This window comes from Streptococcus oralis subsp. tigurinus (assembly GCF_002096275.1).
GTDB lineage: Bacteria > Bacillota > Bacilli > Lactobacillales > Streptococcaceae > Streptococcus > Streptococcus oralis_CN.
Genome location: NZ_NCUG01000015.1, coordinates 83326 through 106462 on the forward strand (window position 1 = coordinate 83326; position 23137 = coordinate 106462).

A 23137-nucleotide genomic window follows, 5' to 3' on the forward strand; every position below is an offset into this window, starting at 1 on the left:
TCCTAAATAATTCGTCCTTCCAAATGATCCAGTTCATGTTGGCAGATCTGAGCTGGAAAACCTGTCAGTGTAATGGTCTGTTCCTGCCACTTGCTATCGCGATAGGAAACCGTAATCGTTTCATAGCGAGTCGTTGACCGTACCCCAGTCAAAGACAAACAACCTTCCTCTGTCTCGTAAGGAGCTTCAGAGGAAAGGAGAATGGGGTTAAACATAACTATGGGAACTAGGCCAAAATTAAAGATAATCACGCGCTTCTGCACACCAATCATATTGGCCGCCAGACCGACACAGGTCTCTCGATTAGCCAGCAGGGTATCCTGCAAATCCTTAGCCAGATAAAGTTCCTCCTGACTTGCAGGTTTCGATACCTGTGACAAGAATAAGACATCTCGGACAATTTTCTTTTCCATTCTCTTACGCTCCTTACAACTTTACTTTATTATAGCACAAAAGGGGGCAACTTCTAGTCCTTTCCCTCAAATGCAAAAAAGCCATCCGAAGATGACTTTCTTTTTAAATCGCGTTCTTATCAAGACCAAGTTTACGTTGAACAAACTTAACGATTTCGACAATGATAATCATTGAGAAGCTTCCAGCCATGACAATTCCCCATTGTGACAAGTCTAGTTTAGTTACGTGGAAGATACCTTCAAGTGGTTCTACGACGATCGTTGCCATAAGAAGAATGAAGGATACCAAGATAGACCAGTTGAAAGTCTTAGACTTGAATGGTCCAACAGTCAAAATAGACTGGTAAACAGATTTTACATTGTAGGCATGGAAGAGCTGGATCAAACCAAGTGTTGCAAAGGCCATAGTAAGAGCATCAGCGTGGATAGCTTGATTGTCACCCACATGAACTGGGTAAAGAAGGGCAAGACCATAAACGGACAGAACAAGGGCGCCTTGAAGGAGACCTTGATAGATAATGGAACTCATGACCCCACCTGAGAAGAAGCTTGACTTGCGTCCACGTGGTTTGTGGGTCATAACACCTGGCTCAGCTGGCTCAACACCGAGAGCAATAGCTGGGAAGGTATCCGTTACCAAGTTAATCCACAAGAGATGAACTGGCTGTAGGACATCCCAACCAAACAAGGTTGACAGGAAGATGGTTAATACTTCAGCCGTATTGGCAGAAAGAAGATACTGAATAGTCTTTTGAATGTTTGAGAAGACCTTACGTCCTTCTTCAACTGCGACGATAATGGTCGCAAAGTTATCATCCGCAAGAATCATGTCTGATGCACCCTTAGAAACCTCTGTACCAGTGATTCCCATACCGATACCGATGTCGGCTGTTTTCAGAGCTGGCGCATCATTAACACCGTCACCTGTCATGGCAACGACCTTACCTTGGTTTTGCCAAGCTTTCACGATACGAACCTTGTGTTCTGGAGATACACGCGCATAAACAGAGTATTGACCAACGACTTTTTCAAATTCTTCATCTGAAAGTTCGTTAAGCTCAGCACCAGTCAAAACATGGTCTTCCGAGTCATTTTCGTCGATAATTCCCAAACGTTTAGCAATAGCTTCTGCTGTGTCTTGGTGATCACCAGTGATCATGATTGGACGGATTCCCGCTTCTTTAGCCACACGAACGGCTTCAGCCGCTTCGGCACGCTCAGGGTCAATCATACCGATCAATCCAGTAAAGATCAAGTTGTTTTCAAGCTCTTCAGAAATGAGGTTTTCTGGAATGCTGTCTACAATCTTATAAGCACCTGCAAGGACACGCAAAGCTTGGTGAGCCATGTCAGAGTTGTTTGTATGGATTAATTCAGTGACTTTCTCATCGATCGGAGCAACATCTCCAGCCTTGTCACGAGCAACACAACGTTTCAAGAGTTGATCTGGAGCCCCTTTGACTGCTACGAGGAATTTACCATCTGGCAATGGATGAACCGTTGACATGAGTTTACGATCTGAGTCAAACGGCAATTCAGCTACACGAGGATATTTCTCTAAGAACCCTTTAACATCGTAGCCCTTGTCCAAGGCATACTGGATGAAGGCTGTTTCCGTTGGATCCCCGATCAGGTTTCCTTCCGCATCAATCTTGGTATCATTAGCCAAGACAACTGAACGAAGTAGTGGCATGTCCAAGCCAAGTTCAATATCATCAGCTGAATCATGTAGGACTGCGTCATAGAAGACTTTTTCGACTGTCATCTTGTTCATAGTAAGCGTACCAGTCTTATCAGAAGCGATGATTTCAGTTGAACCAAGCGTTTCAACTGCTGGCAACTTACGAACGATAGAGTTTCGTTTTGCCAAAACTTGAGTACCAAGGGCAAGAACGATGGTCACGATAGCAGGAAGTCCTTCTGGGATGGCTGCAACAGCAAGCGCAACAGAGGTCATCAACTCACCAAGTGGATCTTTGCCTTGGATGAAGACTCCAACTACAAAAGTAACAAGGGCAATAACCAAAATTGCATAGGTTAAGACCTTAGAAAGGTTGTTCAAGTTTTGTTTAAGAGGAGTATCCGTCTCATCAGCATCTTGGAGCATGCCAGCGATATGACCCACTTCAGTATACATACCTGTATTGACAACAACACCAAGACCACGACCATAAGTCACGTTTGAGTTTTGGAAGGCCATATTGACACGGTCACCAATACCAGCATCTGCAGCGAGCTCGACTGTCAAGTCTTTTTCAACTGGAACAGACTCACCTGTCAAAGCTGCTTCTTCGATTTTAAGAGAGTTGGCTTCTAGCAAACGTAGGTCTGCTGGTACCACATCACCAGCTTCAAGGGCAACGATATCTCCTGGCACCAATTCTTTGGAATCAATCTCTGCCATGTGCCCATCACGAATAACGCGAGCAGCTGGACTGGACATAGACTTGAGGGCCTCGATGGCTTCTTCTGCTTTTCCTTCTTGGTAAACACCAAAGGCAGCGTTGATGATAACCACGGCTAGGATAATGATGGCATCTGCGATATCTTCACCACCAGATGTTATGACTGATAAGATAGCTGCAGCAATTAGGATGATAATCATCAAATCCTTAAACTGTTCAATGAATTTAACCAAGAGAGATTTTTTCTCACCCTCTTCCAGTTCATTGCGTCCATATTCAGCTTGGCGTTTTTGCGCTTCGCTTGACGAAAGGCCTTGCTCAGTTGCTTCAACTGACTTCAAGACCTCTTCAGGACTTTGAGTATAAAACGCTTGGCGTTTTTGTTCTTTTGACATGCGTCTCCTCCTTGACATTGTGTGCAAAACAAGTTCTCTTTTTGTTTTATGACAAACAAAAAGAGACTTGTTAATCATAACAAGTCTCGCTGTTTAAGATAGGGCCGGAAGGTATACTTTGCAGTACACAATTCGGAATGACGACACTATCACAGGTTTCTGCCAGCTACTCCCTTGAGTAGTACTATTATACCAAATTTTGAAAAGTTTTCAATCATTAAAATTCGGTGAAGGTGGACTAAATTTGAATTTTCCCGCAAAAACCAGTATAATGAAAGAATATTACTTATACTGAAAAGGAAGTTTGATGAAACAATCAATCTCAAATCTCAAGTTAGCTGAGCGTGGTGCCATTGTCAGTATCTCGACCTACTTATTCTTGTCTGCGGCAAAATTAGCAACTGGTCATCTACTTCATTCATCCAGTTTGGTAGCGGATGGTTTCAACAACGTATCCGATATTATCGGAAATGTTGCTCTTCTGATTGGCATTCGGATGGCTCGCCAGCCTGCAGACCGTGACCACCGCTTTGGACACTGGAAGATTGAAGATTTAGCTAGTTTGATTACTTCCATCATCATGTTCTACGTTGGCTTTGATGTGCTTCGGGATAGCATTCAGAAAATCCTCAGTCGGGAACAAACGATTATCGATCCTCTGGGAGCATTTCTAGGAATCATTTCCGCAGCGGTTATGTTTGTCGTTTATCTCTATAACACACGCCTCAGTAAGAAATCCAAATCCAAAGCTCTAAAGGCAGCAGCTAAAGATAATCTTTCCGATGCAGTCACCTCGCTTGGTACTTCCATTGCTATCCTAGCCAGCAGTTTTAATTATCCGATTGTGGATAAATTAGTCGCTATCATCATCACTTTCTTTATCTTAAAGACAGCCTATGATATCTTTATCGAATCGTCCTTCAGTCTTTCAGATGGTTTTGATGACCGGCTACTAGAAGACTACCAAAAGGCCATAATGGAAATTCCAAAGATTAGTAAGGTCAAGTCCCAAAGAGGGCGTACCTATGGTAGCAATATCTACCTTGATATCACGTTAGAAATGAATCCCGATCTATCAGTCTATGAGAGCCACGAAATTGCAGACCAGGTCGAGTCTATGCTGGAAGAGCGTTTTGGAGTCTTTGATACCGATGTCCATATCGAGCCAGCACCTATACCTGAAGACGAAATTTTAGACAATGTCTACAAAAAATTGCTTATGCGCGAGCAATTGATTGACCAAGGAAATCAGCTAGAAGAACTCCTTGCTGAGGACTTTATCTATATCCGTCAAGATGGAGAGCAGATGGATAAAGAGGCTTATAAGGCTGAAAAAGAACTTAAAGCTACAATTAAGGACATTCAGATTACCTCCATCAGTCAGAAAACCAAACTTATTTGCTATAAGCTAGATGGCATCGTCCACACCAGCATCTGGCGTCGCCATGAGACTTGGCAAAATATCTTTCATCAAGAGACTAAAAAAGAAGAATAGAAAAATCCTGTCGTAATAACAGGATTTTTCTATTCACCTAACTATCAAAGTCACTTAGGTATTCATAGCGTTCGTATTTTTCAAGGAGTTCTTCGTTTTTCTCGTCTAGCTCTTTCTGAAGCGTCGCCAGTTTGCCAAAGTCAGAGCCATTTGCCTGCATCTCTTCTTCAATAGCAGCGATACGATTTTCCAAGGCTTCAATATCCCCTTCAATGCTTGCCCACTCCTGCTTTTCTTGGTAGGTCATACGTTTCTTGTCTTCACGTACCTTGACCACTTTCTCCTTTTCGGCCTTTTGCACTTGATTGGCCATCTCTGTTTCAAAGGCTTTTTCGTCAAGATAGTCTGTGTAATGACCAAAGAAAGGACGAATCTTGCCATCCTCAAAAGCAAGAATCTTAGTTGCTACCTTATCCAAGAAATAGCGGTCATGGCTAACTGTCAAGACAGGGCCTGCAAAACCTTGCAAGAAATTCTCTAAGACTGTTAAGGTCGCAATATCTAGGTCATTTGTCGGCTCATCCAAGAGAAGAACATTTGGTTTTTCCAAAAGCAATTTGAGGAGATAAAGACGCTTTTTCTCTCCACCAGACAACTTCTCAATCAAGGTTCCATGAGTCGAACGTGGGAAAAGGAACTGCTCCAGCAACTCAGCAATGGAAGTCGTAGAACCACCGCTGGTCTTGACCTCCTCTGCCACTTCCTGCAGATAATTGATAACTCGCTTGCTCTCATCCAATCCTTCAATTTGCTGAGAGAAATAGGCGATGCGAACTGTTTCCCCAATCACAACTTGTCCTGCTGTCGGCTCAAGACTTCCTGCGATGAGGTTAAGCAGAGTTGATTTCCCGACACCGTTGTCCCCAACGATACCGATACGGTCTTTAGCTTGCACCAAGAGATTAAAATCTTGCAATATTGGCTTATTCTCATAAGCAAAGGAAACATCTTTAAACTCGATGACTTTTTTCCCAATCCGACTGGTTTCAAAGTTCATGGTCAAGTCTGTTTCAGCAACACCGCCTGAAACTTCTTTTTTCAAGTCGTGGAAACGATTGATACGAGCCTGTTGTTTGGTAGCACGCGCTTGCGGTTGTCTACGCATCCAGGCTAATTCTTGCTTATAGAGTTGTTCCTTTTTGTGGAGAAGTGCTGCGTCACGCTCATCTTGTTCTGCCTTTAAGCGAACATAGTCCTGATAATTTCCCTGATACTCGGTCAAGCCTGCTCGGTCCAACTCGAAAATCCGCGTTGATAGTGCATCTAGGAAATAACGATCATGGGTGATAAAGAGAACGGTCTTCTTGGAATTTTTCAAAAAAAGAGTCAGCCACTCAATGGTCGCAATGTCCAGGTGGTTGGTCGGCTCGTCCAGAAGCAAGAGGTCGTGGTTTCCGAGGAGAACTTGCGCCAACTGAACCCGTCTTCTCAAACCACCTGACAATTCACCAACTGGAATCGACAAGTCCTGAATACCCAACTTGCTAAGAACAGTCTTGACCTGACTTTCGATTTCCCAGGCTTGAAGAGAATCCATCTCAACCATGACTCGTTCCAAACGAGCCTGCTTGTCCTCGCTGTAGTTGAGCATGATCAACTCATACTCACGAATCAGCTGAATTTCCTTGAAGTCGCTGGAAAGAACCGTATCCAAGACCGTCTTGCTATCATCAAAGTCTGGATTTTGAGTCAAGTAGCCAATCTGATAATCATTCTTAGCTGAAAAGGGGCTGACGTCCCCATCAAAGCCAGAAGTGCCAGAAAGGACGTCCAAAAGGGTTGTCTTACCCGTTCCATTAACACCAATCAGACCAATTCTATCCAAATCATGGATAATAAAGGAAATATCCTTAAAAACGGTCTTGTCTCCGACGGATTTGCTTAGTTTTTCAACGATAAAATCACTCATTTTTTCTCCCTCAGGTAAGCATGGATGGCTTGACGATCATTTTCCAATTCTCCATCGACAATGGCAAACTCAATCTCTGTTAAAATCTCTCCCAAGTCTGGTCCTGGCTGGTAACCATATTCCTTAATCAGAACTCCTCCGTTAATCTGGATTTCTTTCTTATCATGAATGGTCAAACTCTGGTAAGTTTCTGTGATGGCTTGTGGGTTGACTTCTTTCCCTTGAGCCTGACGAAGACTTTCAGCTTGTAGAAGGGAATCCAAGTCAAAGCGGTAACAATCGCGCTTGCTCAGCTCTCCTTCTTCTCGCAAAACCAAAATAGTCAGCAAATCCTGTACTTGCTTGGCAAACTGGCGTGAGGTTTTCCAAGCTTTCAAAAATGGCTGTGCATCTTTAATCTCCAAAGCCCACAACAGAGCTGCCCAGGCTTGTTCAGAAGATTCAAAAGTGAAATCAGTCTCCAAAACAAACAGTCTGTTGAGCTTGCCCTGGCTTCCTGCCATGTCTGGAAGATAGTCATAAGCTCGACTCTCAATCATGGAAGACAGACCAACTCGCCAAAAAGGAGCCAGCAAGAGTTTATCAAACTCAACGAAGGTGCGCTCCACAGAAATTTTCTCCAAGAGTGGCGTCAAAGTCTTCATCGCCACAAAAGTTTCTGGTTCAAGTTTAAAACCGAGACTGGCCTGAAAGCGGAAACCACGCATAATACGCAGAGCATCTTCGTTGAAACGCTCACTAGCCACTCCAACTGCTCGCAAGACTTGGTTTTTCAAATCTTCTAAACCATGGAACAAGTCAATAATTTCGCCTGTCTCATCCAAGGCAAAGGCATTAACTGTGAAATCACGGCGCTTGAGGTCCTCTTCTAGCGAACGCACAAAGGAAACCGCACTGGGTCTACGATAGTCCACATAGACATCCTCTGTTCGAAAGGTTGTTACCTCATACTCCTCGTCCCCATCTAGAACCAAGACGGTTCCGTGCTCGATTCCGATGTCAGCTGTACGAGGGAAAATCTGCTTGGTTTCTTCTGGATAGGAAGAAGTCGCAATATCCACATCGTGGATGGGACGATTGAGGAGGGCATCTCGAACAGAGCCCCCAACAAAATAGGCCTCAAAGCCTGCTTCTTTAATTTTTTCTAATACTGGTAAAGCCTTCTGAAATTCAGAAGGCATTTGCGTTAATCTCATAATAAGTGTTCTAATCCATAGACAAGCTCATGACGCTTGACAACTTCTTTGATTCCCAAATTCACCCCTGTCATGAAGGAGCTGCGATCATAGGAGTCATGACGAAGGGTCAATCCTTCCCCCTGATTGCCAAAGATGACTTCCTGATGGGCTACCAAGCCTGGTAGACGGACTGAGTGTATGCGCATGCCATCAAAGTTAGCACCACGAGCACCTGCAATCAATTCTTCCTCATCAGGCGCACCTTGCTGAATAGACTCTCGAACTTCCGCCATTAACTCGGCAGTTTTAATAGCTGTTCCACTCGGAGCATCTTTTTTCTTGTCATGATGGAGCTCGATAATCTCCACATTTGGGAAATATTTGGCAGCCTGCGCCGCAAATTGCATCAGCAAGACAGCTCCCAAGGCAAAGTTAGGGGCAATCAAGCCACCCAAATCTTGTTCACGGGAAAACGCTTTGAGTTCTGCAATTTCTTCACTAGTGAAGCCTGTTGTTCCAACCACTGGAGCAAAGTCATTTTCAAGAGCAAAGCGTGTATTTTCGTAGGCAACAGCTGGTGTAGTAAAATCTACCCAGGCATCCGCTTCAAAACCAGCCAAGTCATCCTTATCATTGAAGACAGGAATTCCCTGCCATTCTGACGCAGACTCAAAGGGATCCAAAACTGCGACCAAGTCCAAGTCCGGATCAGCAAAGACCATCTGACAGGCAGCTTGGCCCATCTTTCCCTTAAACCCGGCGATAATTACTCGAATACTCATCTCTACTCCTGTCTAAGATACAAAGCCTGTAAGAACATAAAGTGAAAATAGGAGTTCTGATCAAGGAGTGTCTACTCCTTGGAAGAACTATCTTTTTCACACAGGGTTCTAGGCATGTTCAATTATCAAGATACAAAGGACGTTAGTTGCCCATGAGAAATAGGGAATGACGCCGACTTTCCACGAAAGGCAAGACAGGCATCTTTTTCAAGAGGCAATAGTCCGTGTTCAATTACTATGATATAAAGCTTGTAAGAACAATCTAGACGACTGGTGTATAGCTTAAAGCGATACTACCTTCTCCAAGGTGGGTTCCAATGACACTACCAAAGGTATCAATTGGAATCTCAGCAGTCACACCACTCTCCATCAAAAGCTGACGTAAGCCCGCTGCCTTTTGAGGAGCATTGCCATGTATGACTGTGATACGGTAATTTCCATCTTTTGTCGACTCTTTGATGATTTCCACCAAACGTTTGATTGCCTTCTTTTCTGTACGAACTTTTTCGTAAACTTCAATCACACCTTGGTCATTGAAATAAAGAATGGGCTTGATACTAAGGAGATTCCCTAAGATGGCCGCCCCATTTGACAGACGTCCCCCCTTAACCAAGTGGTCGAGGTCATCTACTATGATAAAGGCTGAATTATCAGCAATTTGAAGAGCTAATTTCTCCTGAATCTGAGCAAAATCATCGCCCTGTTCTGCCCATTCAAAGGCACTCTCTACCATAAATCCTAGAGGGGAACTTGTGATATGGGTATCTGGAAAGGCTATGGTCAAGCCATCATACTCATCCAACATGTATTGGATATTCTGATAAAAACCTGAAATCCCTGACGAAAGAAAGAGTCCCAAAACATGGGTATAACCTTGTCCTTTCAAGGAACTTAGAATCTCATCCAATTTGGCAATACTTGGTTGACTGGTTTTAGGCAATTCTGCAGACTGAGCCATTTTTTGATAAAATTCCTCAGCAGTCAGATTGACACCTTCAACATACTCCTCCCCATCAATATTGACAGGAATATCCAAGATAAATAGATTCTCTCTTTGCAGCGTCTTCTCCTCTAAATAGGCCGAAGAATCTGTAATGACAGCTAATTTCATGACTAAAACTCCAAATTGATCCCTGGAAGATCCAAGGCGATTTCTGTTACTTCATACGTCAAACGGTTGAGCATGTTCAAGCATGGACGTGCCAAGGTTTCAACTTCTTCTTGGTTAAATTCACTTGGTTCGTTAACAATACGACCTTCCACATGGTTAACTTGAGAAATCGTTCCACTGATAACAAATTTGTCAAAGACAATCATAAAGCTCAAGATAACAACTAGCGAGGTTACTTGGTTTTCTTGGTCGTATTGGAGCAACTGGAAATTCACGTCTACCTTAGTTTCAGGAGCCCCATTTTCATTTTCCCATTCAAAGTTACGAGCATCAAAGTGATACTGGCTAACAAATTCTTGTTCTCGTTTAAGATTCATTTCTCTCTCCCATTGCTACAATTTACTATGCAATTGTACCACATTTTTATCATTTCATCTAGTTTTCTAGGCTTTAGTCAATACCGATCTCATCTTTAACAACAGTAGCAATCGTATCTACATAGTAATTGACTTCTTCTGTTGTAGGTGCCTCTGCCATAACTCGCAAGAGAGGTTCGGTACCACTTGGGCGAACAAGGATACGGCCGTTTCCTGCCATTTCTCCTTCCATCTTTTCGATGATTGCCTTGATGGCTGGTACTTCCATGGCTTTTTCTTTCATGGCATTTTCCACTCGGATATTGACCAGTTTTTGTGGGTAAATCGTTACTTCTGATGCCAGTTGAGACAAGGTTTTACCGGTTTCCCGTATAACTTTTGTTAATTGAACAGCAGTTAACTGTCCATCACCTGTCGTATTGTAATCCATCAAGATAACGTGACCAGACTGTTCACCACCAAGGTTATAGCCTGATTTTCTCATTTCTTCGACGACATAGCGGTCACCAACTGCAGTGACTGCCTTGTTAATGCCAGCACTCTCCAAGGCCTTATGGAAGCCAAGGTTAGACATAACCGTTGTCACGATGGTGTTTTGAGCCAACTGGCCTTTTTCAGAAAGGTATTTCCCGATAATATACATAATCTTATCACCATCAACGATGTCGCCATTTTCATCAACAGCAATCAAGCGGTCACTGTCTCCGTCAAAGGCCAAACCAATAGCTGACTGGCTTTCTTTGACTAGTTCTTGGAGAGCTTCTGGGTGAGTAGAACCCACATTCAAGTTGATATTAAGACCATCTGGTGTTTCCCCGATAACAGTCAGTTGAGCACCCAGATCAGCGAAAATCTGGCGAGCACTTGTAGACGCTGCACCATTAGCTGTATCCAAGGCCACTTTCATTCCTTCAAGAGGAGTTCCAGTTGAAACAAGGTAGCCTTCATACTTACGTAAACCTTCTGGATAGTCCACTAAGGTTCCCAAGCCTTCGGCACTTGGACGAGGAAGGGTGTCTTCTGTAGCATCTAGCAAAGCTTCGATTTCTGCTTCTTTTTCATCATCAAGTTTGAAGCCATCCCCACCAAAGAATTTAATTCCATTATCAAGGGCTGGGTTGTGACTCGCTGAAATCATGACACCTGCACTGGCTCCCTCGGTTTTGACTAAGTAAGCAACTGCTGGTGTTGCAAGGACACCAAGTTTGTAGACGTGAATCCCTACAGAGAGAAGACCTGCCACCAAGGCTGATTCTAACATTTCTCCTGAGATACGTGTATCACGTCCTACAAAGACTTTAGGGGCTTCTGTTTCGTGTTGGCTAAGAACATATCCACCAAAACGTCCCAGTTTAAAGGCCAATTCTGGTGTCAGTTCTACGTTTGCTTCTCCACGGACTCCATCGGTCCCAAAATATTTACCCATTTTATTTATCATCCTTTTCTATTATTTATTATTGTTTAGACGAATCTGATTTTGTTTCTGAACTCGTTGAAGACGAACTGCCTTCTGAGGAACTTGTTGACGAGTTACTTGAACTAGACGTTGCTGTTTTTGTTGTAATTTTCATAGTTGTGTCAAACGGCATAATGACGCTTGGTAAGACATTTCCATTTTTATCGACTGCTTGTAGAGGAACAGAGGACGAGTAGTTTCCAGTTATCCGTTCACTCGTCGGTAAGATAGCAATGACACGATCTACTTTGGAGAGGGTTTCCTCATCACTAATAACCGTTACTTTTTCATCTGATACAGTAACTGTATCGATTTTCACGCGAGAATCAATCTGACTAGGATCAATCTCCGGCACAACAATGACATTGTCTCGTTTTGCTTTTTTACCAACCTTCACTGTTATCTTTTGCGGTGTCGCAACAGCCGTCAAACCACTCGGTAAATTTTCAATAGTCAGAGGAACTTCGATGGTTCCTACACTGGCATCAGAGAGATCAGCCGTCACCTTAAATTTGCGGGTGCTTTCCTGCATCTCACTCGCTAAAGCAACTCTGTTTGACCCTGTTAGAAAGACCGTCACCTCAGATGTAAAACCACTGATAAAATACTGATCGCTGTCATACTGAATATCAATTGGGACATTAAGAACTGTGTTTGTATAAGTCTCCGTCCGCACCTGTCTGGCACTGTTACTATTCTGATAGTTTGTCAATGTTGCATAGATAAAGAGAATGCAGGCGAAAAAGAAGGAAGAAATGATGTATAGACTATTTTTTCTCATGTTTCAATCCTCCTAGCAAGCGCTCTTTCAGACCTTGCTTTTTCTCTGATTTTGGAAGTAAGATTCTTCTTAATTCAGATTCAAACTCTTCCAAGGTCAAATCATGCTTAAAGACTCCATTATAGGTGATGGAGATTCCACCCGTTTCTTCCGAAACCACAAAGGTAAGAGCATCTGATACTTCCGACAAACCAATCGCCGCCCTGTGACGCGTTCCAAACTCCTTGGAAATCCCGGTATCTTCAGTCAAGGGTAGATAGGCTGAAGTTACAGCAATCCGGTCTTCCTTGATAATGACAGCACCATCATGCAAGGGAGTATTGGGAATGAAAATATTGATAAGCAATTCAGCCGAAATTTTAGCATCTAAAGGGATCCCTGTCGAGATGTATTCCTGCAAGGTTCTCACTCTCTGAACCACTACAAGCGCCCCAATCTTACGAGGACTCATGTATTCAACTGATTTCACAAATGCACGAACCATCTGCTCTTCCGCACTGATAGGGGCATTGGAGAAGAAATCAGTAGCCCGGCCCAATCGCTCCAAACCAGTCCGAATCTCTGGTGAAAAGATAACCACCGCTGCAATCACCCCGTAGGTGATGATCTGATTGATCAACCAGGAAATAGTCGTTAAACCAATCATATTGGAAAGAATCTGGGCTAGAATAAAAACTAAGACTCCACGGACCAATATCATAATCTTGGTGCCTGCAATAGCTTTAGTAAAATGATATAAAATATAAGTCACAATGAGAATATCAATCAGATTGGTGACTATACTCCAAGGACTTGAAAACAAACTCGTCCAGTATTGTAAATTGGATAATTGTTGAAAATTCATCCTTGGCCTCCTCCCTGTCAAAACACTTTACTTATCATTATACCATTTTTTGCCCATTTTTTCCCTGTCCTACCTCATTTTAAATTAAGCAAAAATATGATAAAATAAACTGACTAGAAAAAACAAAGGAGAAATCATGTCTCAACTCTATGATATTACCATTGTAGGTGGCGGTCCTGTTGGCCTCTTTGCTGCCTTTTACGCCCACCTACGCCAAGCCAAAGTCCAAATCATCGACTCCCTTCCCCAGCTCGGTGGTCAACCAGCTATCCTCTACCCTGAAAAGCAAATCCTTGACGTGCCAGGTTTTCCAAACTTAACTGGGGAAGAGCTGACCAATCGCTTGATTGAACAGCTAAACGGCTTTGATACCTCTATTCATCTCAATGAAACCGTTCTTGAAATTGAGAAACAAGATAAAGGATTTGCCATTACAACCAACAAGGGAAGTCACCTGACTAAAACCGTTATCATTGCCATGGGTGGTGGCGCCTTCAAACCACGTCCGCTCGAATTAGATGGCGTTGAAAACTATGAGAATATCCACTACCACGTTTCCAATATCCAACAATACGCTGGGAAGAAAGTAACCATCCTTGGTGGGGGAGACTCAGCTGTGGACTGGGCTCTAGCTTTTGAAAAAATTGCGCCAACTACCCTTGTTCACCGCAGAGATAATTTCCGCGCCTTGGAACATAGTGTGCAAGCTCTGCAAGAATCATCTGTAACCATCAAGACACCTTTCGTTCCTAGCCAACTCCTTGGAGATGGTAAAACACTCGACAAACTAGAAATCACCAAAGTCAAATCAGATGAAATCGAAACTATCGAAGTAGACCATCTCTTTGTCAACTATGGTTTCAAATCATCTGTTGGCAATCTTAAAAATTGGGGTCTGGACCTCAACCGTCACAAGATTATCGTCAATAGCAAGCAAGAATCCAGCCAAGAGGGGATCTACGCCATTGGGGACTGCTGCTACTATGAAGGAAAAATTGATTTGATTGCGACAGGACTGGGTGAAGCTCCAACTGCTGTTAACAATGCTATCAACTACATCGACCCTGAGCAAAAAGTACAACCAAAACACTCGACCAGTTTATAGGGAGCAAAGGTTGGATTGTTTATAACTGAAAAAGGATTTTCTCTATATCTAAGCATAGAGATAGAGGTTTTTGAAGATGGTCTATTCCCAAATGAGGCCTTTTATATCCCAGCCTTCCAAACTATGTTTTTGAGTGATGCTACAGCAGACGAGAAAAGGGTACAAGTTGCTTTACATGAGATAGTCCATAAAAACCACGCACCAGAAATTTATCGCCTTTTCAGGGAGAAATGTGAGCTTGAAGCTAACCGAAATATGAGCCATCATCTGATAAAGGCCGAGTTAGATATAGCTGAAGATACCACTACATTTAATTACCTGGTCTTTATGGAAAAATACAATTTAAAAGCCATTGCTGATGAAACAATGGTTAAAAAGGAATATTTGGCTTTGCTGAATTGAAAAGGGAGTAGGATCAAATGAAAAAAATATTTTCTATATCGTCTGTATTGCTTTGTACACTTTTTCTTTCAACCGCTTGTACGAATCAAACACAAAACTCATCAAGCGCTCCGAGTACACAATCATCCTCATCAGATGAGGATATAAGCGTGGAAACCTATTTTGATAAATTACTTTCCAAAGTCGATAAAGTCACAACAGACAATTACAAGTCAGATGACTATAAAATCTATGATTACAAAACAGTTCTCCGGGAACCAGAAAAGTTCTTCTCTTTAAAAATGAGAATCGACAATCTGGAAATAGTACAAATTTTTAAAGAAGGTAAGTACAAAAAAATACTGGCTACACAGCCTAGTGGCAATTTCTATATGTTGTTCATGGAGACCAAACGTATAGAAAAAAGATTTTTAGAAAAAGATCATTTATCGGTAAATGGGCGGTACCTACTTTCTTATGAATATACTACAAATAGCAACAAAGAGAAAAGCGTACCTTTAATTTACGTCGATGCGTATTTGATGTTGAAGAATTAAAATATAAACTCAGCTAATTATTAAAAATCCCCACTCTCGTCATAGCCAGATTTTAAGTGCGAGAAAATCATGTAGTTGTTGGAAATTTCTTGCCTTTAGGTAGTTAGAGTTAAACATTAGAGAGGTTTCTAAAATGGGAATATTTAATTTTTTATTTGGAAGTAAAAAACAAAAAGAGCCACAACAGATTTCCGTTACTGTGGCTCCACCTAAAGAATTTGACTACTATCGCCCTGAATATTTCAAAATACTAAACTCAAGACCTAATATGTCTGAATTGTATGGAAGAGGCTTTGATTTTCCAAAATACAACGATAACTTTATAACTACAGAGGGATATCCTCTTAGAGAGTTACTGCTCTTGGTTTGGTGGGGCAAAACAAAGAATGGGAGAAAATCGACTATATCGATCCCTAAATATTTTTTTCATGATTACAATCTAAATGCTGAAAAAATAACAAGAAAGTTCAAAGATGAATCCTTGCTTTATGATGATGAAGGCAAAACACTTTTGACCGAGGAAGGGAGAGTTATTGCTGACAAATATTCGTCACTATGGGAGATACACTCAGCTAAAGAATATCCAACAAATCTTGATATTGATTTCCCAACGTGGAACAAAAATAAATTTGATCTAATAATGTGCCAAATGCAAATCAGATATCACAGTGAATACGCTAAATTTTGCAAAAAATTAGTTAATTATTTCAACTCCCTAAATGCACCAACAAGCGCTTTAAAAATTCACAATGAAATCAATTACTACATAAATGAAATGAATAGTAATTTAGCAAGAGTAAATGACTTGAAAGAAAAATTGATTATCTTGCAAGACAGAATAGATGATAATATATAACAAACAAAAAAGTCCCCACGCTCAAATTTTGGTCAAGGAGAGTGTGAGGAAACTATGTATAGGAAACAACCATTAAAAAGGTCATTTTCTTATACTCATTTTATCAAAAAGTAAGATTAAAAGCAATGTGGATGGAAGAATTGCCCAATGGCAAGTTTAAATATTTGGGGCGATACAAGGATCCGTATACTAAGAAATCAAAAAATCTCAGTCACGATAGAAAAGAAAACACCACAAGCAAAAAACTGGGCTACACTTATTCTTCAAGAAAAAATAAACAAGAAACTCAACACTAAACAAGTAGAGAGTGTCACTTTTGAAAAAATTTATAACCTTTTCTATAAATCGTGGGCGTAAACAGTCAAAGAATCCACAAAACATAATTGTAAGTCAGTTGATAAGACAATGAAGCAAGTTATACCAGCTGATACCTTATTTGCCAATCTTGACATGCGTTTTCTTCAAAAGGCTATTGAAAAAATTATTGAAGGCAATGGGTATATTACAGCTAAAAAAGTACGTCATAGACTCAGAGGTATATTCAAGTACGCCGTTCAATACTCCTATATTGAGAATAACGAGGTGGATTATACTACGATTCCTCAAAATCAAAAGACTTTAGAAGAACTGGAAAAGAAATGTAATAATTTCCTTACCATGCAAGAAATAAAAGCACTTGTTGATGTTCTTAATAGTCGAGAATATCATCAAAAGTACGCTGATATGGTGCTTGTGCTTTCCTTGACCGGAATGAGATATGGTGAGTTAACTGCCTTACAATTAAAAAATATAGATTTTCAAAACAGCAGAATTGAGATTACAGGTAATTATGATTCAGTTAGCAAAATCAAGACACTCCCAAAAACTACGAACTCAATACGGACAATCAAAGTATCAGAGACTGTCATAGAAGCTATTAAAAGGCAGATAGTGCGACTTAGTGAACGTTTCCAACCTTCATCTAGTGAAGATTATATTTTCGTTTTGAAAGATGGAACCAACCTACAACAATAGCTTGCTTTATACAGATATTAAAAAAATATGGAAAACAGGCAAAAATAGAAAAAAACTTATCCAGCCATATTTTCAGACATTCTCACATTTCATTTTTAGCAGAGTCGAGTTTGCCTATCAAATCAATAATGGATCGAGTTGGGCACTCAAATGCTAAGATAACTCTAGAGATCTATTCTCATACTACTGAAGATATGGAGGATAAACTTGTCAATAAATTGGATACTATTTTTGAATTTTGCCCCTCTATTGCCCCTTTTTAGTTTTAGAACACAACAAAACCCCTTGAAAACATTGATGATTCAAGGGGTTGTTTTATATCACTATAATTCATCGGCTATTTTATTTATTTTTCTGAGTCTGTGGTTGACACCACTTTTAGTCAGGGGATTGCTCAGGCTATCTGCCAACTGCTGGATAGAGTAGTCCGGGTGCTGGATTCGCAACTGCGCCACCTCTTGCAAATCCACAGATAAATTTTCCAAACCCATTCTATCTTTGATTTTACTGATATTATTAATGGTCTTCATACTAGCAGAAACCGTCCGAGCGATATTGGCTGTTTCAGCGTTATTGGCTCGATTGAGATCGTTACGAGTTTCACGCAAAATCTTGACACGCTCAAAATTATCACGCGCCTGCATGGCCCCAATCACGATCAAGAAATCCATGATGTCTTCTGCACGCTGGAGATAGGTAACTGCACCTTTCTTGCGTTCAATAACCTTGGCGTCCAGCAAAAACTGCTGAAGAAGAGAGGCCAGTCCTTGGGCATGGTCCAGATAAACAGAACTAATCTCCAACTGGTACTTACCAGACTCAGGATCTCGGATGCTGCCATTTGCCAGAAAGGCCCCACATAAGTAGGCACGACCAGCCTCCTCATCTGCTAAAATATCGGGATCAATACCTGTCTCCAAACCAAAGAAGGAATCCGCAAGCCGCAAATCAGCTAAAAGCTCTTGCACTCTCTCATCGGTATAGACCGTATAGACACGATTCTTACGAAGATTGCTCCTCTGATGATGTCGAATTTCTGACTTAATATCATAAAAATGGAGAAAGGACTCATAAAGGTGCCGAGCCAACTTGGCATTTTCAGTCACAACAGACAAGGTCAGGCCAGAAGTCGAGAGACCGATGCTACCAGACATCTTGATAATGGCCGATAGTTCATAACGACTGAGATGGTGTTGACCAAGAATTTCTTCTTTTACTGCAACTGTAAAACTCATTTTCTCACCTGTATAATGCGCATCAATTCATCTACAATCAAATCGCCATCATGGAAGGCTCCTCCATTTTCCAAACGAAGGAAGTTGGATGAAATCACACGAGGAACCTGCTTGCAAAGGCCAGCAAAGTCATGCTCTACCTGAACCAAATATTCATCAAAACGGTTGGTATCCATGTATTCTCTAGGAACCTTTTCGATATTAACCAAGACCGTATCAATAAATGGCCGACCTAAGTGTCGATGGAGGACTTCCACGTGGTCACTGTCTGAAAAGTGCTCTGTTTCCCCACGCTGGGTCATGATATTGCAGACATAGGCGATTTCCGCCTTGGTCTCCAAGAGAGCCTGCCCAATCTCCTCAATAACAATATTCGGCAAAATCGATGTAAAGAGGGAACCAGGCCCCAAGACAATCATGTCACTCTCGAGAATAGTATTGACCACTCGACGGCTGGCTTGCGGTGTTTCATCATCCAAGGTATTGGTCACATAGACATGGTCGATCATGCCTGGATGATCTGCAATGTGGCTCTCACCTGCCACCTCAGAACCGTCTTTAAAGACCGCATGCAGTGTCAGAGGCTGATCGCTTGATGGGTAAATTTTTCCTGTCGTGTGGAAAAAGAGACTTAGCAACTGCATAGCATTGTAGGTAGATCCTTGCATTTCAGAGAGCCCTGCTATGATGATATTCCCCAGGGGATGACCCGCAAAAGCACCAGCCTCTTCTGAAAAGCGGTACTGAAAAACCTTCTCATAAAACTTAGGCATATCCGACATGGCTACCAGGACATTGCGAAGATCACCTGGTGGTGTCAGCTGTTGGATATTCTTTCTTAGTTCACCAGAAGAGCCACCATCATCAGCTACCGTTACGATGGCAGCGATATCAACATCCTTTTCTCGCAAGCTTTTCAAAATGACGGGGATACCTGTTCCTCCACCAATTACCGTTATCTTTGGTTTTCTCATGAACGGTTTACCGTTTCCTTTCTTCTGTCTTTGTCACGATGGCTTTCATTGACAGGCCAGTTTTTAGCAAGGTCCTCAGCTATGCGCTTGGCAAAAGCAACACTACGGTGTTGTCCACCTGTACATCCTACTGCAATGGTTAAAACAGACTTTCCTTCTTTTTTGTAACTTGGCAAAATTGGCTCAATCAAGGCGAGTAAGTGCTGATAAAAACTTTCAGACTCTTCATGATTCATCACATAGTCATAAACTGCTCGATCCTCACCTGTCTGATTGCGGAGTTCAGGGAGATAGTAGGGATTTGGCAAGAAACGGACATCAAATACCAAGTCTGCATCAATAGGGATACCATACTTGAATCCAAAAGACATGACCTCGATACGGAAAGACTGAGCTTGTTCTTGATCCGAAAACTGCTCTGCAATAGTTTTACGCAATTCACGAGGAGTGAGTTCGGTCGTATCCACCACATTTTGGCTCATGTTTTTCAAAGGTGCCAAGAGTTCACGCTCCAGCTTGATGCCGTCTAAAATCCGACCATCCGCTGCTAGAGGGTGACTTCTTCTAGTTTCCTTGTAACGAGCGACTAATTCCTTATCTGCTGCGTCTAAAAAGAGGATTTTGAAGTCCAAATCGTCTTGGTTTTCCAATTCATCCAAAACAGCCTGAATCTCTGAAAAGAAAGAACGGCTCCGCATATCGACTACCAAGGCCAGTTTGTGGTCATCATCCTTGGTCTCGACTAACTGTAAAAACTTCGGCAAGAGGGCTGGTGGCATATTGTCAATCGTAAAATATCCCAAATCTTCGAAGGACTGAATGGCTACCGTTTTCCCTGCACCACTCATCCCTGTTACAATCACAAGGTGAAGTTGTTTTTTTGTCATCTATCTCTCCTTATATCAAAAAAAGTTTGGCAGAGCCAAACTTCAACTAGCTTATCCAATCTCTGCGATCACTTCAATTTCGACTTTTACATCACGAGGAAGACGTGCAACCTCTACAGCTGAACGAGCTGGGAACTCCTCGTTAAAGGCAGTCTGGTAAACCTCGTTAAAAGGAACAAAGTCATTCATATCGCTCAAGAAGCAAGTTGTTTTGACAACATGGTCAAAGTCTGTTCCTGCTTCAGCCAAAATAGCACCGATATTTTTCAAAACTTGTTCGGTCTGTTCTTGGATCGTTTCTCCTACAATTTCTCCAGTTTCAGGAGATAGGGGAACTTGACCGCTAGCAAACAAAAGATTGCCAACGATTTTCCCTTGGACATATGGTCCGATAGCCTTTGGAGCTTTATCTGTATGAATTGTTTTTGCCATTTCTTTCCCTCATAATTTTTCTAATATTGCATCCCAAGCCTGATCCATCCCTGCCTTGCTGACAGATGAAAAGAGGATGAAGTCGTCACTTGGGTCAAAGTTTAATTTCTTTTTGATTGCTGATTCGTGCTTGTTCCACTTACCACGAGGAATCTTGTCTGCCTTGGTCGCAACGATGATAACCGGAATCTCATAATACTTGAGAAATTCGTACATCTGCACATCATCTGCTGACGGGTCATGACGGAGATCCACCAGACTGACCACGGCACGGAGGTTTTCCCGAGTCGTTAGGTACTCCTCAATCATGCGCCCCCACTTTTCACGTTCCTTTTTGGAAACGCGGGCATAGCCATAACCTGGTACATCCACAAAGCGCATCTTGTCATCAATGTTAAAGAAGTTGAGGAGCTGAGTTTTGCCAGGTTTCCCTGATGTACGGGCTAGATTCCTGCGGTTCAGCATAGTGTTGATAAAGCTAGATTTGCCAACATTTGAACGCCCTGCAAGGGCAATCTCTGGCAGGTCATCCTGCGGATAATGAGACTTATTGGCCGCACTGAGCAAGATTTCAGCATTGTGTGTATTGATTTCCATAGTCACCTCTAGGCTGTTTCTAGAATGGGTTTTTCCGTTCCATCAACAGCTTCTTTCGTGATGCGGACCAATTTCACATTTTCCTGACTTGGCACTTCAAACATAACATCTAGCATGGTTTCTTCGATGATTGAGCGAAGACCACGCGCACCAGTTTTACGTTCGATAGCTTTGTTGGCAATCTCTTGAAGGGCTTCGTCATCAAATTCTAACTCGACATCGTCATAGGAAAGCAAGGTTTGGTATTGTTTGACCAAGGCATTTCTTGGTTCTTTCAGGATGCGAACCAAGTCATCGACCGTCAATTGCTCAAGAGCAGCAAAGACAGGCAAGCGCCCAATCAACTCAGGGATAATCCCGAATTTTTGAATGTCTTCTGCGATGATTTCTTGCATGTAGGAGCTGTTTTCGTCAATCGCCTTGTTATTTTGGCCAAAACCGATGACTTTTTCCCCCAGACGTTGTTTAACGATTTCTTCGATGCCATCAAAGGCACCACCCACGATGAAGAGGATATTCTTGGTATCTACCTGAATCATCTCTTGTTGTGGATGTTTGCGTCCACCTTGAGGCGGTACGCTAGCGACAGTTCCCTCAATAATCTTGAGAAGGGCTTGTTGCACCCCTTCACCCGAAACATCACGTGTGATAGACACATTCTCGCTCTTCTTGGCAATCTTGTCAATTTCATCCACGTAGATAATCCCACGTTCTGCACGTTCGATGTTAAAGTCGGCAGCCTGCAAGAGTTTGAGGAGAATATTTTCCACGTCCTCACCCACATACCCAGCCTCAGTAAGAGCTGTCGCATCTGCAATAGCAAAAGGTACATTCAAGCTCTTAGCCAAGGTCTGAGCAAGGAAGGTTTTCCCAGAACCAGTTGGGCCAATCATCAAGATGTTTGACTTCTGCAAATCCACATCTTCTGACTCTTCACGCGTATCGTGGAAATTGATGCGTTTATAGTGATTGTATACAGCCACTGCCAAGGCACGTTTGGCACGATCCTGACCAATCACATAGTGGTTCAAGATATTGAGGAGCTCGATTGGTTTTGGCACTTCAGACAAGTCTGCCAAAACTTCTTCGGCTAACTCCTCCCGAATGATTTCCTGGGCCAACTCCACACATTCATTACAGATAAAAGCGTTGTTCCCAGCGATTATTTTCTTTACTTCTTCTTGGCTTTTGCCACAAAATGAGCAATAAACCATCATATCATTTTTCCTATTTGTAGGCATGATTTCCTTCCATTCTAATTTATCATTCTATCTAAAATAAGTTCATGTAAAAAGCATGAATACTGTTTACCAGATTGGTAAAAGCATTCAGCCAGAGTAAGGCAGACAGTCCATAGCGCTTCTTACGAAAAGCCTGTGCTCCAGTCAAAATACAGATCACACACAAAAAAGCTGTGAAAAATCCAAATATACTGCGCTCCATTAGACTTCCTTTCTATCTCGGTATTCGATGGTAAAATCATAGTCATTTTTCTCATCTCGGGTGTAAGATTTGCTTGCGACTGTCTCAAAACGAGACAAGTCAAACTCCTCAGGAAAATAGGTATCTCCCTCTACTTGAGCATGAATCTGCGTCACGATGATTTTATCTAAATACGGCTCAAAAGCCTGAAAAATCTGCTTTCCGCCAATGATATAGAGATTTTTTTCCTGACTCTGATACCACGCTAAAACAGACTCCACATCTTGAAATACAAGCGCCCCATCTATGACTTCTTCACTATTGCGCGTTAAAATCAGGGTTTGCCGTTTTGGAAGCAGACGACGTCCCATGCCATCAAAGGTCACTCGGCCCATCAGTATAGCATGATTTAAAGTTGTTTCCTTAAAATGTTGCAACTCTGCCGGTAAATGCCAAGGGAGACGATTTTCCTTCCCAATCACACCTTTTTCATCCTGGGCCCAAATGGCTATGATTTTCTTTGTCATGCTT

26 protein-coding genes are annotated in these 23137 nt (G+C 42.1%); 8 read left to right on the top strand and 18 right to left on the bottom strand.

The features are described from left to right. Positions 1-2: 2 nt before the first annotated feature. Entirely contained in the window at positions 3-413 is a 411-nt protein-coding gene (locus B7725_RS02335; RefSeq protein ID WP_084874370.1) for a peptide deformylase, read from the bottom strand. A 103-nt stretch (positions 414-516) separates the two neighbouring features. Next, positions 517-3213, bottom strand: coding sequence for a cation-translocating P-type ATPase (locus B7725_RS02340; protein ID WP_061598164.1), 2697 nt, complete (start codon positions 3211-3213; stop codon positions 517-519). A gap of 307 nt (positions 3214-3520) precedes the next feature. On the opposite strand from B7725_RS02340, the gene mntE reads away from it, so the two are divergent. After that, positions 3521-4708, top strand: coding sequence for a CDF family manganese efflux transporter MntE (gene mntE, locus B7725_RS02345; RefSeq protein ID WP_084874371.1), 1188 nt, complete (start codon positions 3521-3523; stop codon positions 4706-4708). A gap of 37 nt (positions 4709-4745) precedes the next feature. On the opposite strand, the gene B7725_RS02350 is transcribed toward mntE, so the two are convergent. The 8 genes from B7725_RS02350 to cdaA form a co-directional block, all read right to left on the bottom strand. Further along, on the bottom strand, positions 4746-6617 hold the full coding sequence (locus tag B7725_RS02350; protein ID WP_084874373.1) for an ABC-F family ATP-binding cassette domain-containing protein: 1872 nt from the start codon (positions 6615-6617) through the stop codon (positions 4746-4748). Then, positions 6614-7813: a CCA tRNA nucleotidyltransferase gene (locus B7725_RS02355; RefSeq protein ID WP_080566816.1), complete on the bottom strand. Its 1200-nt coding sequence runs from the start codon at positions 7811-7813 to the stop codon at positions 6614-6616. The genes B7725_RS02350 and B7725_RS02355 overlap by 4 nt, the downstream gene beginning before the upstream one ends. Continuing rightward, positions 7810-8577 carry a 4-hydroxy-tetrahydrodipicolinate reductase gene (gene dapB, locus B7725_RS02360; protein ID WP_084874374.1) on the bottom strand — a complete coding sequence of 256 codons (768 nt, stop codon included), beginning with the start codon at positions 8575-8577 and terminating at the stop codon, positions 7810-7812. The genes B7725_RS02355 and dapB overlap by 4 nt, the downstream gene beginning before the upstream one ends. Positions 8578-8839: 262 nt before the next feature. Then, positions 8840-9688 (bottom strand): DegV family protein, encoded by an 849-nt coding sequence (locus B7725_RS02365; protein WP_084874376.1) that lies wholly within the window; start codon positions 9686-9688, stop codon positions 8840-8842. A gap of 2 nt (positions 9689-9690) precedes the next feature. Next, a complete protein-coding gene (locus B7725_RS02370) occupies positions 9691-10065 on the bottom strand; it encodes a DUF1149 family protein (protein ID WP_001050095.1) in 375 nt (124 codons plus the stop codon). Positions 10066-10138: 73 nt separating this feature from the next. Next, the gene (gene glmM / locus B7725_RS02375) at positions 10139-11491 is read right to left on the bottom strand and encodes a phosphoglucosamine mutase (protein WP_084874377.1); all 1353 of its coding nucleotides are present in this window, start codon (positions 11489-11491) and stop codon (positions 10139-10141) included. A gap of 28 nt (positions 11492-11519) precedes the next feature. Then, positions 11520-12302: a CdaR family protein gene (locus tag B7725_RS02380; RefSeq protein ID WP_001230922.1), complete on the bottom strand. Its 783-nt coding sequence runs from the start codon at positions 12300-12302 to the stop codon at positions 11520-11522. Next, the gene (gene cdaA / locus B7725_RS02385; protein WP_001011078.1) at positions 12289-13146 is read right to left on the bottom strand and encodes a diadenylate cyclase CdaA; all 858 of its coding nucleotides are present in this window, start codon (positions 13144-13146) and stop codon (positions 12289-12291) included. The genes B7725_RS02380 and cdaA overlap by 14 nt, the downstream gene beginning before the upstream one ends. Before the next feature lie 136 nt (positions 13147-13282). Between cdaA and B7725_RS02395 the strand changes: the two genes are divergently transcribed. The 7 genes from B7725_RS02395 to B7725_RS10275 all read left to right on the top strand — a co-directional run bounded on the left by B7725_RS02395 (position 13283) and on the right by B7725_RS10275 (position 17322). Then, on the top strand, positions 13283-14251 hold the full coding sequence (locus B7725_RS02395; RefSeq protein ID WP_084874379.1) for an NAD(P)/FAD-dependent oxidoreductase: 969 nt from the start codon (positions 13283-13285) through the stop codon (positions 14249-14251). Between the two features lie 21 nt (positions 14252-14272). Next, positions 14273-14653, top strand: a complete 381-nt coding sequence (locus B7725_RS02400) for an ImmA/IrrE family metallo-endopeptidase (RefSeq protein ID WP_084874452.1) — start codon at positions 14273-14275, stop codon at positions 14651-14653. A 17-nt stretch (positions 14654-14670) separates the two neighbouring features. Continuing rightward, positions 14671-15189: a hypothetical protein gene (locus B7725_RS02405; RefSeq protein ID WP_084874381.1), complete on the top strand. Its 519-nt coding sequence runs from the start codon at positions 14671-14673 to the stop codon at positions 15187-15189. Positions 15190-15322: 133 nt separating this feature from the next. After that, positions 15323-16045 carry a hypothetical protein gene (locus B7725_RS02410; protein ID WP_084874382.1) on the top strand — a complete coding sequence of 241 codons (723 nt, stop codon included), beginning with the start codon at positions 15323-15325 and terminating at the stop codon, positions 16043-16045. A 147-nt stretch (positions 16046-16192) separates the two neighbouring features. After that, on the top strand, positions 16193-16402 hold the full coding sequence (locus B7725_RS10265; RefSeq protein ID WP_239823766.1) for a hypothetical protein: 210 nt from the start codon (positions 16193-16195) through the stop codon (positions 16400-16402). A 48-nt stretch (positions 16403-16450) separates the two neighbouring features. Continuing rightward, entirely contained in the window at positions 16451-17059 is a 609-nt protein-coding gene (locus B7725_RS10270; RefSeq protein ID WP_275655506.1) for a tyrosine-type recombinase/integrase, read from the top strand. A gap of 44 nt (positions 17060-17103) precedes the next feature. Beyond that, positions 17104-17322, top strand: a complete 219-nt coding sequence (locus tag B7725_RS10275) for a tyrosine-type recombinase/integrase (RefSeq protein ID WP_275655507.1) — start codon at positions 17104-17106, stop codon at positions 17320-17322. Positions 17323-17382: 60 nt separating this feature from the next. Here the strand turns inward: B7725_RS10275 and whiA are convergent, their stop codons facing one another. Genes whiA through B7725_RS02455 form a run of 8 tightly spaced genes read right to left on the bottom strand, consistent with a single transcriptional unit; the run spans position 17383 to position 23133 of the window. Then, positions 17383-18294 (bottom strand): DNA-binding protein WhiA, encoded by a 912-nt coding sequence (gene whiA / locus B7725_RS02420; RefSeq protein WP_084874384.1) that lies wholly within the window; start codon positions 18292-18294, stop codon positions 17383-17385. Further along, complete coding sequence (locus B7725_RS02425; RefSeq protein ID WP_001231059.1) at positions 18291-19268, bottom strand: YvcK family protein; 978 nt, start codon at positions 19266-19268, stop codon at positions 18291-18293. Before B7725_RS02425 ends, whiA begins: the two co-directional genes overlap by 4 nt. Further along, complete coding sequence (rapZ, locus tag B7725_RS02430; protein ID WP_084874385.1) at positions 19265-20155, bottom strand: RNase adapter RapZ; 891 nt, start codon at positions 20153-20155, stop codon at positions 19265-19267. The genes B7725_RS02425 and rapZ overlap by 4 nt, the downstream gene beginning before the upstream one ends. A 51-nt stretch (positions 20156-20206) precedes the next feature. After that, positions 20207-20587, bottom strand: a complete 381-nt coding sequence (locus B7725_RS02435; protein ID WP_001140423.1) for a RidA family protein — start codon at positions 20585-20587, stop codon at positions 20207-20209. A 9-nt stretch (positions 20588-20596) separates the two neighbouring features. Further along, positions 20597-21184, bottom strand: coding sequence for a ribosome biogenesis GTP-binding protein YihA/YsxC (gene yihA, locus B7725_RS02440; protein ID WP_142357345.1), 588 nt, complete (start codon positions 21182-21184; stop codon positions 20597-20599). Positions 21185-21192: 8 nt separating this feature from the next. Further along, positions 21193-22425, bottom strand: a complete 1233-nt coding sequence (gene clpX, locus B7725_RS02445; RefSeq protein ID WP_002874765.1) for an ATP-dependent Clp protease ATP-binding subunit ClpX — start codon at positions 22423-22425, stop codon at positions 21193-21195. A gap of 31 nt (positions 22426-22456) precedes the next feature. Next, positions 22457-22627 (bottom strand): hypothetical protein, encoded by a 171-nt coding sequence (locus B7725_RS09970; protein ID WP_000442251.1) that lies wholly within the window; start codon positions 22625-22627, stop codon positions 22457-22459. Further along, positions 22627-23133, bottom strand: a complete 507-nt coding sequence (locus B7725_RS02455) for a dihydrofolate reductase (RefSeq protein WP_084874388.1) — start codon at positions 23131-23133, stop codon at positions 22627-22629. Before B7725_RS02455 ends, B7725_RS09970 begins: the two co-directional genes overlap by 1 nt. Positions 23134-23137: the final 4 nt, after the last annotated feature.